The sequence below is a fragment of the Clostridium sp. UMB9555A genome, assembly GCF_030222355.1.
Taxonomy (GTDB): domain Bacteria; phylum Bacillota; class Clostridia; order Clostridiales; family Clostridiaceae; genus Sarcina; species Sarcina perfringens.
Genome location: NZ_JASORQ010000002.1, coordinates 1 through 15102, shown reverse-complemented (window position 1 = coordinate 15102; position 15102 = coordinate 1). Strand labels below are relative to the sequence as shown.

Here is a 15102-nt window from a genome sequence, read left to right as displayed (position 1 = left end):
TAAAATTTTTATTTACAATCTAAATAATTAATTCTTGTAGCCTCTCTGGACTATATTTAAAGAATAGTTTTATTTTATTAGATTATATTTAAATTAATATTATTTTTCAATATATAATTTAGTTTTTTACATTTTATTAATAATTTTTCAATACAATTAATAGTAAATAAAAACTCTGCCTTAAGTTATAAGCTTAAAACAGAGTCATTATCTAAAATAAAAAGTTTATTGTTATATGTCCCTTTGAATTTTCTCCTATTTCACATTCAACACCAAAAACTTCTTTTATATTTTTAGGAGTTAAAACTTCTTTTGTTTCTCCTCCATAAACTAATTTTCCTTTATCAATCATATATACTTTATTACAGTACGCTGAAACTAAATTCATATCATGAAGTGCAGCCAATACGGTTATATTTAACTCTTTAACTATGTTCATTATTTCTATTTGATACTTAATATCTAAATGATTTGTAGGTTCATCTAATAAAAGAATTTCTGTTTTTTGTGCTAAGGCTCTTGCTAATAATACCCTTTGTTTTTCTCCTCCTGAAAGATTTAGAAAGTCTCTATCCTTATATTGAAGCATATTGACCTTTTCTAAAGCTTCTCTTACTATGTCATAATCTTCTTTATTGTCTAATTGAAAAGTCCTTTTATATGGATTTCTTCCCATAAGAACAATATCTTTAACCTTAAAGCTAAAATTATATTGATTAAATTGGCTTACTACTGCTAATTCTCTTGCCATTGACTTTATACTAATACTGTCTATTTCTTTACCATTTATGTATATTGCACCACATTTTTTATCAATTAACTTATATATAGTTTTTAATATAGTTGATTTTCCGCTTCCATTTGGCCCTATAAGACCAACAAAATCCCCCTTATTAACATGAAATGAAACTCCCTTTATAATTTCACTCTTGTTTATAGAAACTTCTAACTCTTCTAATCTTATCATAATCCCTACTCCTTTTCTCCAGTTCCTTTTACCATAAGCCATAATAAGAAAGGGGCTCCTATTACAGAGGTAATTATTCCTATAGGAAGTTCCATATTAGTAATAGCACATCTAGCAATTACATCTGCCCATATAAGAAATATAGCTCCAACTAAAGCACTAAAAGGTAGTAAAGTTTTATGATCTGTTCCAAATATAAGTCTTACAATGTGTGGAATCATAATTCCAACAAAGCCTATAGTTCCACATACTGATACAATAACTCCAGTTATCAAAGATGAAAGTATCATATATATTTTTCTATGCTTTTCAATATTTAACCCTAAGGTAATAGATGTTTCATCTCCTAATACCATTAAGTTTAAATTTCTATATTGAGTAAAAAAGTATATTAGTGGTATAACTGATATTGCTATGGGAAGAACTATATTACTCCATTCCGCTCCAGCCAAACTTCCCATCATCCAAAAGTTAACTGTTCTTATGCCTTCATTATCCTTTGATAAAAATATTATTAAGCTTGTAAGTGATGAACATATAGAACTTATAACCATACCAGCTAATATCATCTTAAAAGGAGTTATACGCCCACCTATTTTCGCTAAAAAATAAACAAATATAGATGCCATTAATGCTCCTAAAAATGCTCCTAATGGTGCGCCAAAGCTTGATAATACTCCTGAAAATCCTATTAGTATTGAAAATGTAGCACCTAAAGATGCTCCAGATGACAATCCTAGTATGTAAGGATCCCCTAAAGGGTTTTGTATAGTAGCTTGCATAATTACACCAACCATAGCTAAGGCCATACCTGCAAAAGCTCCTAAAAGCACCCTAGGCATTCTTACTCCCCATATTATATCAAATAAAGTGCTATTTAATATTTCATCTAAATTTCCAATCTTAATTCCAAAAACCTTATATAAAAATACTCTGTAAACATCATAAGGTGGAATATCAACAGCTCCAAAAGATATTCCTAATATTATAGATGCTATAAAAAGTAAAATTAATAAAACTGCAATGAAAACTTTTTTGTCTTTTCTCCAACTTAAATTAAACAACCTTATTTATCTCTCCCTAAAATATATTATTAAACTCTAAGAAACTATTTTTAAGCTTAGTTCCTTAGAGTTTATATTTTACTTAATTTATTTTAATAAGTCTGGGTATAAGCCCTTTGCTATTCTTTCTATTCCCTCTACAGTTCTTGCACCACCTGCATATGTTTCTGAAAGAGGAGTATATATTATTTTATTTTCTTTTATTGCAGTTACATTTTTTAAAGCTGGATTTTCTAATAATGCTTTTTCTTCTTTGTTATCTTTATTTTGATTTAAGTAATGTATAAGAACTATAGCATCTGGATTCATTTCTATTATATTCTCAACTCCAACACTACCTGATTCCTTTGCCACATTAGTACCACCAGCTTTTGAAACCATATCTGAAACTAAGGTTTTAGGTCCATAAACTCTATATTTATTTTCTCCTTCACCTTCTATTACTAAAACTTTCATAGGTTCTTTAACTGATTTTATCTTTTCAGAAATATTATTTATTCTTTCTTTCATATCATCAACATATTTAGTTGATTTTTCTTCTATATTAAATATCTTACCTATATCATTTATATCATAATAAACATCATCTAAAGTCTGCTCTTTTGAAATACCAGAGTTTCTTTGAATAAAAGTTTTAACCCCTTTTTCATTCCATGATTCTACAGAACCTAGATTTTTATCTGAAAATACACTTTTCCATCCCATTATTAAATCTGGATTTAAAGCTAAAACAGCTTCCTTACTTGGATATGTTTCTGATAGAACATTTATATTTTTATACTTATCTTCTAATCTTGGAAGTATAGGACTATCCATAAATGATGTTCCAACTAAGGAATCCTGTAAATCTAAATCAAGCATTATTTCTGTAGTAGTTTGATTTGTACTAATAACTCTCTTAGGTTTACTTTCAAAAGTTTCCTGAAATTCCTTTCCACTTTGATCATATGTACTTATTGTTACTGGGTAACCTTCCTCAGTGTTTTTTGAAGCTGTACTTTCCTTTGAACTTCCAGTACATCCTGCTAAAGCTAAGGAAAATACTAATCCTATAGTAGCTAAACCTAAAATTCTTTTTCTTCTCATTTTATCCCCCTATTATTTCAAAATATTTTTAATGTATTCTACTGTTTCATCTATATCATAAAAACATCTACCATAATCCACCTTAGGCTTTTCAACTATTATTAATTTAATATTTGAATCTAGTGCAGCCTTTGCTTTTTCTAAAGCTCCACCTCTTTCACCACTATCTTTAGTTAGAAGCGCCTTTGCCTTGTATTCATCTATAAAAGCCTTATTAAGTTCATATCCAATAGGGCCTTTTATAGCAATTATATCTTCTATCTTAACCCCTAAATCTATAAGATCATTCATAACCTTTTTTGAAGGTAATACTCTATGAATAACTCTATTTTCAAGAGAAGATTCTAATATATGCTTTACTCCATTACTTCCTGTGGTGTTTAAAATTGGTCCATTAATAGTAGAGTCTAATTCTTTAAGCTTGTCTAATCCACTTATTCTAATAATATTAGGATTGTCTAACTCTTTTAGTACACCATTTCTTTCATATCTTATGTATTCTATGTTTAATTTCTTACATACTTTTATTGTGTTTTCACTAACATTCTTTGCATAAGGATGAGAAGCATCAACTATTCCTTTTAAATTAAATTCTTTAGCAAAATTTAAAAGTCCTTCTTCATCTAAAGGCTTTGTATTCATAAATGCAACTTTAAATTCTTTTAAAAGTTCTCCACCATATTCTGTAGCTGTAGATATAACTATTTTTTCTTCAAATCCCTTAAGCTTTTGTAAAAACTCTCTTCCTTCTGAAGTTCCTAATATAAGTGCAATCACATTCTCACCCCATTAGTTTTATTTTTTTATTTTATATCCTCTTGGAGTTACAAAATATCCATCTTTAATATAACTTTTTGAGTTTCCTATGATTACTATTGAGAACATATCAACTACTTCATCATTAAAGTCTTTTAAAGTAAATATTTCTTTACTTTCTCCTTCTCTTAAGGCATTTCTAACAACTGCTATAGGAGTTTCCTCTCCTCTAAATTCCTTAATTATATCAACACACTCTCTTAAATAGTGTGGTCTTCCCTTACTCTTTGGATTGTAAAGAGAAATTACGAAATCTCCCTCTGCTGCTAAACGAACTCTTTTCTTTATATCCTCATAAGGAGTCATTAAATCACTTAAACTTATGTTACAGTTATCATGCATTAAAGGAGCTCCTAAAACTGATCCTGCTGCACTAGATGCTGTAATACCAGGTATTATTTCAACATTTTCATCTTTTCTCATCTCTAAGATAAGTCCAGCCATACCATAAATTCCTGAATCTCCAGTACTTATTAAAGCAACTTTTTTATCCTTACTAAGTTCTAAGGCTTCTCTGCATCTTTCTTCTTCTCCACGCATACCAGTTTTGAAGATTTCCTTATCTTTTATTAAGTCTTTAACCATTTCTATATATTTAGTGTAACCAACTATTATGTCAGATTCTTCAATAGCTTTAACTGCTCTTAAAGTCATTTCATCTAATCCACCTGGTCCAATTCCAATTACATATAATTTTCCCATTCTTATTCCTCCTTATTATGTAGCTTAATTTCTAAAGTATTATGGTTATAAGCTTATTAAAGCTTTTACTTTTCTACTACGCTTTTAAAGAATTTCTAAGACATTTATCTTAATAGAATTTTTTCTACCTTTATAAAGCTTACTCTCCTTTACTTTACCTTTTAAGCTCTCCAATAGTTAACGTCATTCCATTTTTCTTCAGTTTATTTACTATAATATTTCCATTCATTAAAAGAACTGCTGGCTCTGATACAGCTCTTACTCCAACAGATCTTTCTACAAAATCACTACCTTCAAATTCATCTTGAACACTCTTAATCTCATCCTTAGAAAATGTTTTAAAAGGACAATTTAAATATTCACTTAAATCTAAAATAGCCTTTTCCTCTTTTTTTAAATCTATTGATCCTATTTTCAAGACAGCTCTCTTATCAATATTTAAATCCTTAAGGGAAGATTTGACAAAATCTATTAACTCTTGTGAAGGCACTCCTTTTCTGCAACCTACTCCAAGTAATATATTTTTTCTTATTAATCTTAAAACTCCCTTAAGATTTTCCTCTTCACTTTTTTCCTTATTAGTTATCCAAAGAGTATTGTCTTTTAATAAATATGTACTTTCATAGCCTAAAGGCAATTTAATTAAATTATTATCATCTAAAAAATAAACTTTTTTATTATTTACTAACCTTGAAGCCATGTCTTTGGCCTTTTTTAAATCTTCTATAATAAGATTATTACTTTTAGCAACCATGTCTGGTGCAACTTTATTTTGGTTATCTGTGGCAGTTGTTATAACTGGAGTGTTATTTAAAACTTTGCTTACTTCTAAAGTTAATTCATTGGCTCCACCAATGTGTCCTCCAGCTAAACTTATAGTAAACTTATTGTTTACATCAACCACAACAATCCCTGGATCCTTATCTTTTTTTACTATAAAAGGAGTTATAGCCCTCACTGCAATTCCTGTTGAACTTATAAAAATAATATTCTTACAAGTTTCAAACATTTCCTGTGTGGCTCCTTTTAAAGAAAAATCTTCACATTTACTTTTATAAATTCCTTTGAAGCTAATATTATTTTCTTCAAAAAAATCCTTAAGCTTATCTCCTATAAAGTCTCCCTTTTCAGTAACACTTATTATTCCAATCATATTTATTCAATTCCTTTTCTGAACATATGAGTAAAATGCTTATCATAAAGAAGACTCTTCTCATAATTACAGTCAATGAAATCTCCAACTAATATTTGAGCACATTTATTTATACCAGCTTCCTTAACCTTTTCTGATATATTTTCTAATGTTCCTACCATTATTTCTTGATCATCCCATGTTGCTCTAGAAATTACAGCTATAGGAACATCTTCTCTTCCATATCCTCTTTTTAATTTTTCAACGACCTTATCAATCATTGATATAGAAAGGAATAATGCCATAGAAGCTCCAATTCCTGCTAACTTTTCTAAATCTTCTGTTTCTGGTACTGGTGTTCTTCCTTCAACTCTAGTTAATATAACAGTTTGAGTTACTGATGGAAGAGTAAACTCTTTCTTTATAGCTGAAGCTGCTGCTGTAAAGGAACTTACTCCTGGTACAACCTCGTATTGTATATTGAACTTGTCTAGTTCATCCATTTGTTCCTTAATAGCTCCATATATTGATGGATCTCCAGTGTGAAGTCTTACTATTACTTTATCTTCCCCATCATTTTCCTTTATAACTTCAACCACCTCTTCTAAAGTCATTGAAGCAGAGTTATATATTTTAACTCCCTCTTTACAAACATCTAAATGTTCTTTGCTTACTAAAGATCCTGCATATATTACAACATCTGCTTTTTCTAATAAATTTCTTCCTCTAACAGTTATTAAATCAACAGCTCCTGGACCTGCACCTATAAAATATAACATTTTATCCTTTGCCTCCTAATAAAATACGATTTTTTATTTATAATTTTTCTCTATTTACTTGCTAGTATTAAAGACATGTAATCTCTATGATTTAAGATTTCTTCTCTAGTTCTTAGAACTTTTTCCCCTTCTCTACCTGCTCTACTAACTAGAACATAATCAAATCCTTTTTCTTCTAATACATCTAAAACTTCTTCTTCTTTTTTATAAACTTTCATTATTACAACGAACTTTTCATCTTTTATGTCATGTACTCTACCTGCTGGAAGAACAAGTAATGGTTCATTACCTACAACTAATGTTCTATCAACTATGCTAGCTGCAGCACAGAAAGATGTTATTCCTGGAATAGTTTTTACATGGAAACCATGGTCTTCTACATAATTTAATAAATGTATATAAGTACTATAAACATAAGGATCTCCTATAGTTAAGAAACTTACATTTTTTCCTTCTTTAAGTTTTTCTAAAATAAAGTCATAAGCCTCTTTAACTTTTAATTCTCTGTTTTTCTTTCCCATTGGGAAATGTTTAACAGCTATTTCTGTTCCTTCTTTTATGTATTCCTGAGCTGCTATTAATGCTATGCTCTCTCCACCTTCTTCTGCACTTGGTGCTACTATAACATCACTATTTTCAATAGCCTTTACTGCCTTTATTGTTAATAGTTCACTATCTCCTGGCCCTACACCTATTCCATATAATATTGCCATTAATTTTCCTCCTTAAACGCCTTAACAATAAAAATTGGATTATTGCTAATCATCATGTATGTATTTTCTCTATTTTTACTTATGTTAACTAAAGAAATTTCTGTTTTATATTCTAATTTCTTTAAAAATTCTATTGCATTATATGCATTGTTTAAAGTTATAAAGTTTAATACTAAAACTCCATCCTCTTTTAAGATTTCATCTGATATATTTATAATTTTTTCAAGGCCTCCACCAGAGCCTCCTATAAATATAGAATCAAATTTTGAGATTTTTTCTTCTTTAATTTCCTTTGAAAGTGATTCCATATGTTCTATAGCATCACCCTCTAAAAGAGTAACATTATTACAATTAAACTTTTTTAAGTTCTCCTTAGTTACTCTTATGGCTTCTTCATCTCTTTCTATGGAAAATACAGATCCCGCTTCTATAAATTTAGAAGCTTGAATAGTAATACTACCAGTTCCACTTCCTATATCTAAAAAATTAGAATCTTTATCTAAATCTAATTTACTAATAGTAAGGATTCTAATATCCTCTTTTGTCATAGGACATTTTCCTCTTATAAACTCTGAATCTTTTATAAACTTCATATATCCTCCAAAGGAAAATTTATCTTTCAATTATTATTACAGATAAATCTCCATAATCCTTTTCGCAAATTTCTCTTGGGTTTCCAATTGTTATATTTTCATTTTCATAAGAAAGATTTTCTCCAACATATATAGTACATTCTATAGAATTTTCTATTAACCTTTTACTTAGCTCAGAAGGAGTATTTTTTTTATCTGTTAACCAAATAGAGAGCTTGTTTTCCTTAACAACTTCTATAAAATTTTCTTCTCTTCCATGCATACTTCCAACAAAAGCATCATTCCAAGTTTTATTAACTCTACATGTTAAATATTGAAAAGAACTTATTCCAGGAACAATAGAAACTTCTCCCTCATAATTTTTACATATATAATTTGTAATTCCATAAAAGGTTGGATCTCCTGAGGCAACTATTGAAATCCTCTTTTCCTTATTTTCATTTAGAAATTCTATTATTTCTTTTAAACCTTTTACTCTCTTAAATCTTTCATCATTTATACTATTTAAAAACTTTAAGCTAGAAATTGCTCTTTCAAAACCAACTATATAATCACTTTTTTCTAGTTCCTTAATAACTTTAGGAATTATATAGTCTTCATGGCCTGGTCCTAATCCTAATATTTTAACCAAAAGCCTTCATTCCTTTCTAATTTAAGTTTAATCAAACAAGTTTGAATTTTTAGATTCATATAGTAACTTCATTTCCTTTGATCCATAGTACATAAGAATATTAAAGTTTGCTTCACCATAAGCATATATATCTAATCTCTTTAGTACCTTTTCTCCAATTCTTTCATATAACATAGGAAAATCCTCTCCAAGAAGTCTTACGGCACCCTCACTTGTTTTTTGATCTAAAACTTTTTGTACTAGTTCTAAATCATATCCCATTAAGGTAAGTTCTAGGGCTATAACTTCTAATCTAACATCTGAAACCCTACTATGTGTATTGAAACATCCAAAGGCAATCTTGCTTAACTTTCCAATATGACCTACTATAGTTAAATCCTTTATTCCTTGAGCTAAGGCACATTCTATAGAAAAACCTACATAATTAGATATAACAACTATATTATCCTTTTTATATCCTCTTTCTCTTAAGAATCTTTCTCCCATATTTCCAAATACAAATACAAGGTCTTTATTATTTACGGCCTTTTGTCTTATTTCAATTCTTATAGATTCCTTTAAGGCCTCTTCTGACATTGGATAAACTATTCCTGTGGTACCAAGTATTGATATTCCATCAACTATACCTAATCTAGGGTTAAATGTTTTCTTAGCAATCTCTCTTCCTCTTGGAACGAAAATTGTTATTCTAACTCCCTTATCCTTAGGAAGAACACTTAAGACTTCTTTTTTTATCATTTCTCTAGGTACTGGATTTATAGCAGGTTGTCCTTTTTCTACAAAAAGCCCCTCTTTAGTTACTACTCCAACACCTTCTCCTCCACATAGTTCAAAGCCTTCTTCAATTTCTTCTGCCTTTGCAAATATTTCAAGGCCTGAAGTAGCATCTATGTCATCTCCCCCATCTTTTACTATGGAGCAAGATATTGAATCTTTATTAGCCTGTATATCTTGTATTTCTAAATTAAGTTTTATATTTTTAGGAGTATCTATTTCTATAACACTTATATCTTTTTTATTAAAAAGCATATAAGTGGCGGCTTTAGCAGCAGCTGCTGCACAAGACCCTGTAGTGTATCCACATCTAAGTTTCTTTCCACCGCTTTCTATATACATATCAAACATTTAGATTACCTTCTTTATTACATATCTCTTTTATAATTCATATAAAGTAATGCATTTATTATAGCTGCTGCTACTGTACTTCCACCTTTTCTTCCCTTAACTCTTATATAAGGAATTCCAAGTTCATCTAAATCTTCTTTGCTCTCACTAGCTCCTACAAAACCAACTGGAACTGCAACTATAAGCTTTGGATTAGCTTTTCCTTCCTTAATGAGTTCTCTAAGTTTAAATAAGGCAGTTGGAGCATTTCCAAAAACAAATATATCTACATTTTCTTTTGCTGCAAGTTCAACTCCTGCCATTGATCTAGTTATTTCTTTTTCTTTAGCTAATTTAAATACCTCTTCTAATCCAACATAGCATTCAACTGATGCATTTAATTCTTTTAATGCTCTTTTGTTCATTCCTGATAAAGCCATTGTTGTATCAGTATATATTTTAGCTCCATTCTTTAATGCAGAAACTCCTGCCTCTATAGCACCTTCACTTATTTCTATTAAATCTTGATATTCAAAATCCGCAGTAGTATGTATAACTCTTTTTACTATTTGTAATTCCTCTTCTGAAAAATTATGTTCATGCATTTCAGAACCTATAATCTCAAAACTTCTTTTTTCAATTCCCATAGGGCTTTTCATGTAATCCATTATTTCATTTCCCTTCTATGTTTCTTCTTTTTAGTTTCTCCAAGTCCTTTATATGTACCATTAATAACATCATTAATTCTATCTATGTATAAATTTCCAAACTCTTCGTATTCCCCTAAACCTTTTAAAATAACATTAGCCTTTATTCCTTCACTTTCAAATCTGCTCTTCCATGAATCTTCTTCATCTGAAGCCATATCATTTTTAGCATGATCTCCAGCTACAACCATTAAAGGAATTATTGTTATTTCTTTTATATCTTTCTTCTTAGCTTTCTTTAAGACATTTGAAAAATTAGGATACCCTTCTACAGTTCCTACAAAAACATCTTCATAGTCCTTATCTATTAAAACAGATTGTAAACATCCATAAACAGCATTAGATGGATGAGCACTACCATGTCCAACAAATACACATGGAGAATTCTTTTCTATTAAATCTTTCATTGTATCTACGAAATATGAATAATCATCTGGACCTGATTCAAAACCTTCATAATGGAATATTGGTCTTCCTATTTCTATCTTTTTAAAGCATGGTTCATATTCCTTTACCATATGCTTTATATAATCAAATTCTTCTCCTGGAATAATATGAAGTGGTTGAACTATAACTTCCTCATATCCTTCCTCTGCTAAATTCTTTAAAGCATCCTCTGGAAATAATACTTCCATGTTATGTTTTTCTTTAAGTTTTCTTACTATCATATGTGATGTAAAACTTCTAAAAATATCATACTCTTTGAAACTTTCTTGTATTGAATCTTCTATTTTTTTTATAGAATTGTTTAATGCATCTAAATGACTTGTTCCAAAACTTACTACTAATATAGCTTTTTTCATATTTCACCTCTAAAATTTTAAAATAAAAAGCATCTGTGCTACAAAGAACAGATGCTTACAAATCAAAGTAATTATTCCTCAAAATTATGAACAAATAAGTACTAATCTCTTCCCTCCGAAGCTTAGTTCATGATCTTTAGGCAGGTATCCTGACTTAAGGCTTATCCTCATTTCTCCCTTCCCAATTTACATAATCAGTGGTCAAATAGAAACTTGTATCCTATCACAGTAGCGGGGGCTGTAGTGGACTCTAACCACTTTCCCTTTTAATTAAAATCAAACCTAAAAATATAAAATATTATTTTTTTTAATTATAATATATAATCTTAATTATTTCAATATAAGGTAAATTTCTTATTTTTTTATATTTGTAGTATAATTAAGTTGTTAATTTTTTCTTACCATATTTTAAAGGTTTAAAGGTTAAATTTGTGTTACATTTGACTTTTATGTTATAATTCAGTAATATAGGTTGAAATACACTTAAGTTGTGGACAGTTTAACTAAAGGAGTGTAGTTTATGCAAAAAAGAATTTTATCAGCGTTAATTGCTATGGCAATTAGTCTTTCAGCTACTCATGTAGTTTTTGCTGATACAGTAAATGATAAGAAATCTACTATACAGGAGAACAAAGTAAAATATTCACAATTAGATAATGAAGTTATTTCACTTAACTCTCAAGTGTCAAAACTTAATAATGAAATCGAAGAATTAAATGCTAAATTAGCAGATAATAAAGCTAAAATGAAAGATACAGAAGAAAATTTAAAAGAGACCGAAAGTAAAGTAAGCACTTTAAAAACTGAAATAGATGAAAAACAATCTGTTTTAGGTAAAAGAATGCGTGCCATGTATAAAAGTAAAGATTCTATGAATCCTATAGTTTTCTTACTTAAATCTGAAGACTTATCAGATTTAATAACAAGAATAGACGCTTTAGCAAGGGTTACAGCTTTAGATAAAAATCTTATACACAGTTTAGATGAGCAAAAAGATTCTCTTAATAGTGATATTAAAAAGCTAGAGAGAGATAAAGCTGAACTCAAAGAATTAAAAGCTTCAACTGAGGAATCTCTTAAAACCTTAGATAACAAAAAGATTGAAGAACAAAAGAAAATTGATGAATTAAATAGACAAAAAGAGGCTGTTTTAGAAGTAATTAAAGAAAATGAAATGTCTTTAATATCTCATTCAGTTTCAGTTATAAATTCATCTTCATCAATTAATGAACTTGAAAGTGCAGTTAGCACATTGAATCAATTAATACCACAACTTAATATTGATTCCGTTAGAGATGCAGCTAACAATTCTGTACAAGCTGCTAAAAATAAAATTGAATCATTAAAAGCTGAAGAAGCTAAGAAAGCAGAAGAAGCTGCTAAAAATAATGCGGCTAACTCTTCAAATAGTACTAGCAGTAATAATAGTTCTAACCAACCTAGTAGCGATGGCAAATATAAGAAAACACTTTCTATGGAAGCAACTGCATATAGTGGAGGAACATTAACAGCTATGGGTCTTAAACCTGTAAGAGATCCAGGTGGAATAAGTACAATAGCAGTTGACCCTAGTGTAATTCCCTTAGGATCAAAAGTGTACATCCCTGGTTATGGTTATGCTATAGCATCAGATACAGGCGGAGTTATAAAGGGAAATATTATTGACCTTTATATGAATTCTCATGATGAATGTATATCCTGGGGAAGACGTCAAGTTACATTACACATAGTTGCTTATCCTGGTGAATGGTAAAAAAAGATAAGACTTTTCGTCTTATCTTTTTCTTATTTTACTTCCAAAATTATTAAATGCTTTTAAAAAAATAAAAATTACTAAAAATGCTATTATTGCAGTAATAACTACAAATAAAAAGTTTAATAGATCTTTAAAACTTAAACCTACTCCATCTAAAAAATTTCTAACTTTAATACTTACCTTAAAAAATCCCCACAAAATTAAGCTTCCAACAATTCCTACTGAAGCTGCTGTTAGTCCAACTTTTGACTTTTTAAATATACATACTAGTCCTATAAAAGCAAAAGTTATTATTATAAAAATAAATTTCCAATCTAAAAACTCCAAAATCTATTCTCCTAAAAATACTTCTCTACTATTTTACTTAATAAAAGTTTTAATTATTCATTTACTTATTTAAGATTTTAATTATTTTATTAGGTAAGTAAACTTTATATTCATAAAGAAATTCTATAATAATATCCTTATTAAATTTCTTATTTTTTTGTAAAGAAGTCATTTTAATCATAATGATAAAGCATAAAATAATTAATAGCATAAAAAAAATAGGAGTTAGTTGACTCCTATTTTAATTAAACTGTAAATCACTTTAATTATTACTCTGCAAATACAGGTACATCAAATGTGAAATTATTTTCTAAATATAAATCTTGATAACTGCTCATAATATCAGCAATACTTGATGCATACCATGGTGTTGTAGCATATTGATGCCAGATATTTGATACATTTTGATTATATCTCATCTTGTAAAGTGTGTTTTGACCATATCTTGAACTATGAACATAATTTAATGAAACAAATTCTGCAGCACCCTTTATAGCATTTTCAATACTTGTCCACCCTCTATTGTAAGCATATGTTGTTCCTAATATTAAAGCTCTATTAGGGAAAACTGATGAATTATCCTTAGCACCTATTCCAAATAAATTATATACTGTTACTGGCTTAGATAATGGAATCATATGATATCCTACTAATTGACCATTACCATTATATATAGGTCTGTTTTCATCTGCAATTTCAGTAATTGTTACACCCTTTGCAAGTTTACTTGTTCCATTACCTGTTTCGTGTAAACATTGAGCAACTAAGTATAGAGGATCTATATTAAAGGCTCTAGCAGCGTTTACAAAAGCTTGTCCTTGTCCTGTTAAAACCCCCTTGTTACTTAATCTACTACTTAATCCACTTACATTAACTGATCTGAATTTATCTATTCTTAAGAACTGTAGTTTATTAGTAGCCTTAGCTGGATTTATATATTTCTCAAATTCTGAATATGAATAATTTGAAGGATTGTTTCTTTGTTGTAATTTTATATATTCGTTAAGTGATACTCCATAATTTGTTTTTGAAGCATTTTCTATATCTAATCCAGGATTAACATTTGAGTTACCATCAAAAATATCTATATACTTTTTAGATGCATAAGCTTCTTGTCCTTTATAAGTTATCTTATAGAAGCCATTTTCTTCTCCTATTATTTCAACACTTTCTCCACTATTTAAGATTCCAACAATTTGAGATGAAGTATTAGCTTCTTTTCTTACATTCAATCCTTTAGATGCAGTTACAACACCAGTTTTCTTACTATTTTCGGGGTTACTTGGTTTCTCTGGTTCTGTTACTATCTCATCTTTAATATCCTTAATATATTCCTTAGCCACATATCCATGAGAGCCCTTGTACTCTATTTTATAGAAAGCTCCTTCTTCTCCTATTATTATTACCTTTGAGTTTCCACTTAAGCTTCCTATAACTTCACTGCTTGTACTTGCTTCACTTCTTACATTTAAAGAACTACTTACATTTACTATTCCTGTCTTTTTAGTAGTTTCAGGAGTACTTGGTTTTTCTGGAGTTTGTGTACCTTGGTTACTATTATTAATTTCTGTAACATCTTTAACGTATTCCTTAGCTACATATCCATGTGAACCTTTATATTCTATTTTATAGAAAGCTCCTTCTTCTCCTACTATTGTTATCTTTGAGTTTCCACTTAAGCTTCCTATAACTTTGCTACTTGTACTTGCTTCACTTCTTACATTTAGAGAACTACTTACATTTACTATTCCTGTCTTTTTAGTAGTTTCAGGAGTACTTGGTTTTTCTGGAGTTTGTGTCCCTTGGTTACTATTATTAATTTCTGTAACATCTTTAACGTATTCCTTAGCTACATATCCATGTGAACCTTTATATTCTATTTTATAGAAAGCTCCTTCTTCTCCTACTATTGTTATCTTTGA

Annotated in this window: 16 protein-coding genes and 1 riboswitch; of the genes, 1 reads left to right on the top strand and 15 read right to left on the bottom strand. The window is 29.1% G+C overall.

Annotation, left to right across the window (positions count from 1 at the left end; translation table 11 throughout):
- Positions 1–211: 211 nt before the first annotated feature.
- The 13 genes from QP548_RS05215 to QP548_RS05155 all read right to left on the bottom strand — a co-directional run bounded on the left by QP548_RS05215 (position 212) and on the right by QP548_RS05155 (position 11097).
- The gene (locus QP548_RS05215; protein WP_061427998.1) at positions 212–967 is read right to left on the bottom strand and encodes an ABC transporter ATP-binding protein; all 756 of its coding nucleotides are present in this window, start codon (positions 965–967) and stop codon (positions 212–214) included.
- A gap of 5 nt (positions 968–972) precedes the next feature.
- Positions 973–2031: a FecCD family ABC transporter permease gene (locus tag QP548_RS05210; RefSeq protein WP_061428000.1), complete on the bottom strand. Its 1059-nt coding sequence runs from the start codon at positions 2029–2031 to the stop codon at positions 973–975.
- 87 nt (positions 2032–2118) lie between these two features.
- Positions 2119–3117, bottom strand: a complete 999-nt coding sequence (locus QP548_RS05205; RefSeq protein WP_003456650.1) for an ABC transporter substrate-binding protein — start codon at positions 3115–3117, stop codon at positions 2119–2121.
- A 12-nt stretch (positions 3118–3129) separates the two neighbouring features.
- Positions 3130–3894 carry a cobalt-precorrin-6A reductase gene (locus QP548_RS05200; RefSeq protein ID WP_061428002.1) on the bottom strand — a complete coding sequence of 255 codons (765 nt, stop codon included), beginning with the start codon at positions 3892–3894 and terminating at the stop codon, positions 3130–3132.
- Positions 3895–3912: 18 nt separating this feature from the next.
- Positions 3913–4635 carry a precorrin-3B C(17)-methyltransferase gene (gene cobJ, locus QP548_RS05195; RefSeq protein WP_003452107.1) on the bottom strand — a complete coding sequence of 241 codons (723 nt, stop codon included), beginning with the start codon at positions 4633–4635 and terminating at the stop codon, positions 3913–3915.
- Positions 4636–4789: 154 nt separating this feature from the next.
- Complete coding sequence (cbiG, locus tag QP548_RS05190) at positions 4790–5788, bottom strand: cobalt-precorrin 5A hydrolase (protein WP_061428004.1); 999 nt, start codon at positions 5786–5788, stop codon at positions 4790–4792.
- A 2-nt stretch (positions 5789–5790) separates the two neighbouring features.
- Complete coding sequence (gene cobM / locus QP548_RS05185) at positions 5791–6546, bottom strand: precorrin-4 C(11)-methyltransferase (protein ID WP_061428006.1); 756 nt, start codon at positions 6544–6546, stop codon at positions 5791–5793.
- Positions 6547–6596: 50 nt separating this feature from the next.
- The gene (locus QP548_RS05180; protein ID WP_003452129.1) at positions 6597–7259 is read right to left on the bottom strand and encodes a cobalt-factor II C(20)-methyltransferase; all 663 of its coding nucleotides are present in this window, start codon (positions 7257–7259) and stop codon (positions 6597–6599) included.
- Positions 7259–7852, bottom strand: a complete 594-nt coding sequence (gene cbiT, locus QP548_RS05175; protein WP_061429441.1) for a precorrin-6Y C5,15-methyltransferase (decarboxylating) subunit CbiT — start codon at positions 7850–7852, stop codon at positions 7259–7261. Before cbiT ends, QP548_RS05180 begins: the two co-directional genes overlap by 1 nt.
- Before the next feature lie 19 nt (positions 7853–7871).
- Positions 7872–8483: a precorrin-6y C5,15-methyltransferase (decarboxylating) subunit CbiE gene (gene cbiE, locus QP548_RS05170; protein ID WP_061428008.1), complete on the bottom strand. Its 612-nt coding sequence runs from the start codon at positions 8481–8483 to the stop codon at positions 7872–7874.
- A 27-nt stretch (positions 8484–8510) separates the two neighbouring features.
- Positions 8511–9608: a cobalt-precorrin-5B (C(1))-methyltransferase CbiD gene (cbiD, locus tag QP548_RS05165; protein WP_061428010.1), complete on the bottom strand. Its 1098-nt coding sequence runs from the start codon at positions 9606–9608 to the stop codon at positions 8511–8513.
- Positions 9609–9625: 17 nt separating this feature from the next.
- Positions 9626–10255 carry a precorrin-8X methylmutase gene (locus tag QP548_RS05160; protein ID WP_003452122.1) on the bottom strand — a complete coding sequence of 210 codons (630 nt, stop codon included), beginning with the start codon at positions 10253–10255 and terminating at the stop codon, positions 9626–9628.
- Positions 10255–11097 (bottom strand): sirohydrochlorin cobaltochelatase, encoded by an 843-nt coding sequence (locus QP548_RS05155; RefSeq protein WP_061428013.1) that lies wholly within the window; start codon positions 11095–11097, stop codon positions 10255–10257. Before QP548_RS05155 ends, QP548_RS05160 begins: the two co-directional genes overlap by 1 nt.
- Positions 11098–11218: 121 nt before the next feature.
- Positions 11219–11398, bottom strand: a riboswitch (cobalamin riboswitch).
- A gap of 219 nt (positions 11399–11617) precedes the next feature.
- On the opposite strand from QP548_RS05155, the gene QP548_RS05150 reads away from it, so the two are divergent.
- Positions 11618–12850, top strand: coding sequence for a 3D domain-containing protein (locus QP548_RS05150; protein ID WP_061428015.1), 1233 nt, complete (start codon positions 11618–11620; stop codon positions 12848–12850).
- Positions 12851–12871: 21 nt separating this feature from the next.
- On the opposite strand, the gene QP548_RS05145 is transcribed toward QP548_RS05150, so the two are convergent.
- Both QP548_RS05145 and QP548_RS05140 read right to left on the bottom strand, forming a co-directional pair.
- On the bottom strand, positions 12872–13180 hold the full coding sequence (locus QP548_RS05145) for a hypothetical protein (RefSeq protein ID WP_061428017.1): 309 nt from the start codon (positions 13178–13180) through the stop codon (positions 12872–12874).
- Between the two features lie 269 nt (positions 13181–13449).
- A partial coding sequence (locus QP548_RS05140; RefSeq protein ID WP_284904979.1) for an SH3 domain-containing protein occupies positions 13450–15102 on the bottom strand: 1653 nt, incomplete at its 5' end.

Coding starts and splice junctions, on each gene's coding strand:
- cobM (WP_061428006.1), bottom strand. CDS start 6,546: ATGTTATATTTTATAGGTGCAGGTCCAGGAGCTGTTGATTTAATAACT.
- QP548_RS05180 (WP_003452129.1), bottom strand. CDS start 7,259: ATGGCAATATTATATGGAATAGGTGTAGGGCCAGGAGATAGTGAACTA.
- cbiG (WP_061428004.1), bottom strand. CDS start 5,788: ATGATTGGAATAATAAGTGTTACTGAAAAGGGAGACTTTATAGGAGAT.
- cbiT (WP_061429441.1), bottom strand. CDS start 7,852: ATGAAGTTTATAAAAGATTCAGAGTTTATAAGAGGAAAATGTCCTATG.
- QP548_RS05215 (WP_061427998.1), bottom strand. CDS start 967: ATGATAAGATTAGAAGAGTTAGAAGTTTCTATAAACAAGAGTGAAATT.
- QP548_RS05205 (WP_003456650.1), bottom strand. CDS start 3,117: ATGAGAAGAAAAAGAATTTTAGGTTTAGCTACTATAGGATTAGTATTT.
- cobJ (WP_003452107.1), bottom strand. CDS start 4,635: ATGGGAAAATTATATGTAATTGGAATTGGACCAGGTGGATTAGATGAA.
- QP548_RS05155 (WP_061428013.1), bottom strand. CDS start 11,097: ATGAAAAAAGCTATATTAGTAGTAAGTTTTGGAACAAGTCATTTAGAT.
- QP548_RS05150 (WP_061428015.1), top strand. CDS start 11,618: ATGCAAAAAAGAATTTTATCAGCGTTAATTGCTATGGCAATTAGTCTT.
- QP548_RS05160 (WP_003452122.1), bottom strand. CDS start 10,255: ATGGATTACATGAAAAGCCCTATGGGAATTGAAAAAAGAAGTTTTGAG.
- cbiD (WP_061428010.1), bottom strand. CDS start 9,608: ATGTTTGATATGTATATAGAAAGCGGTGGAAAGAAACTTAGATGTGGA.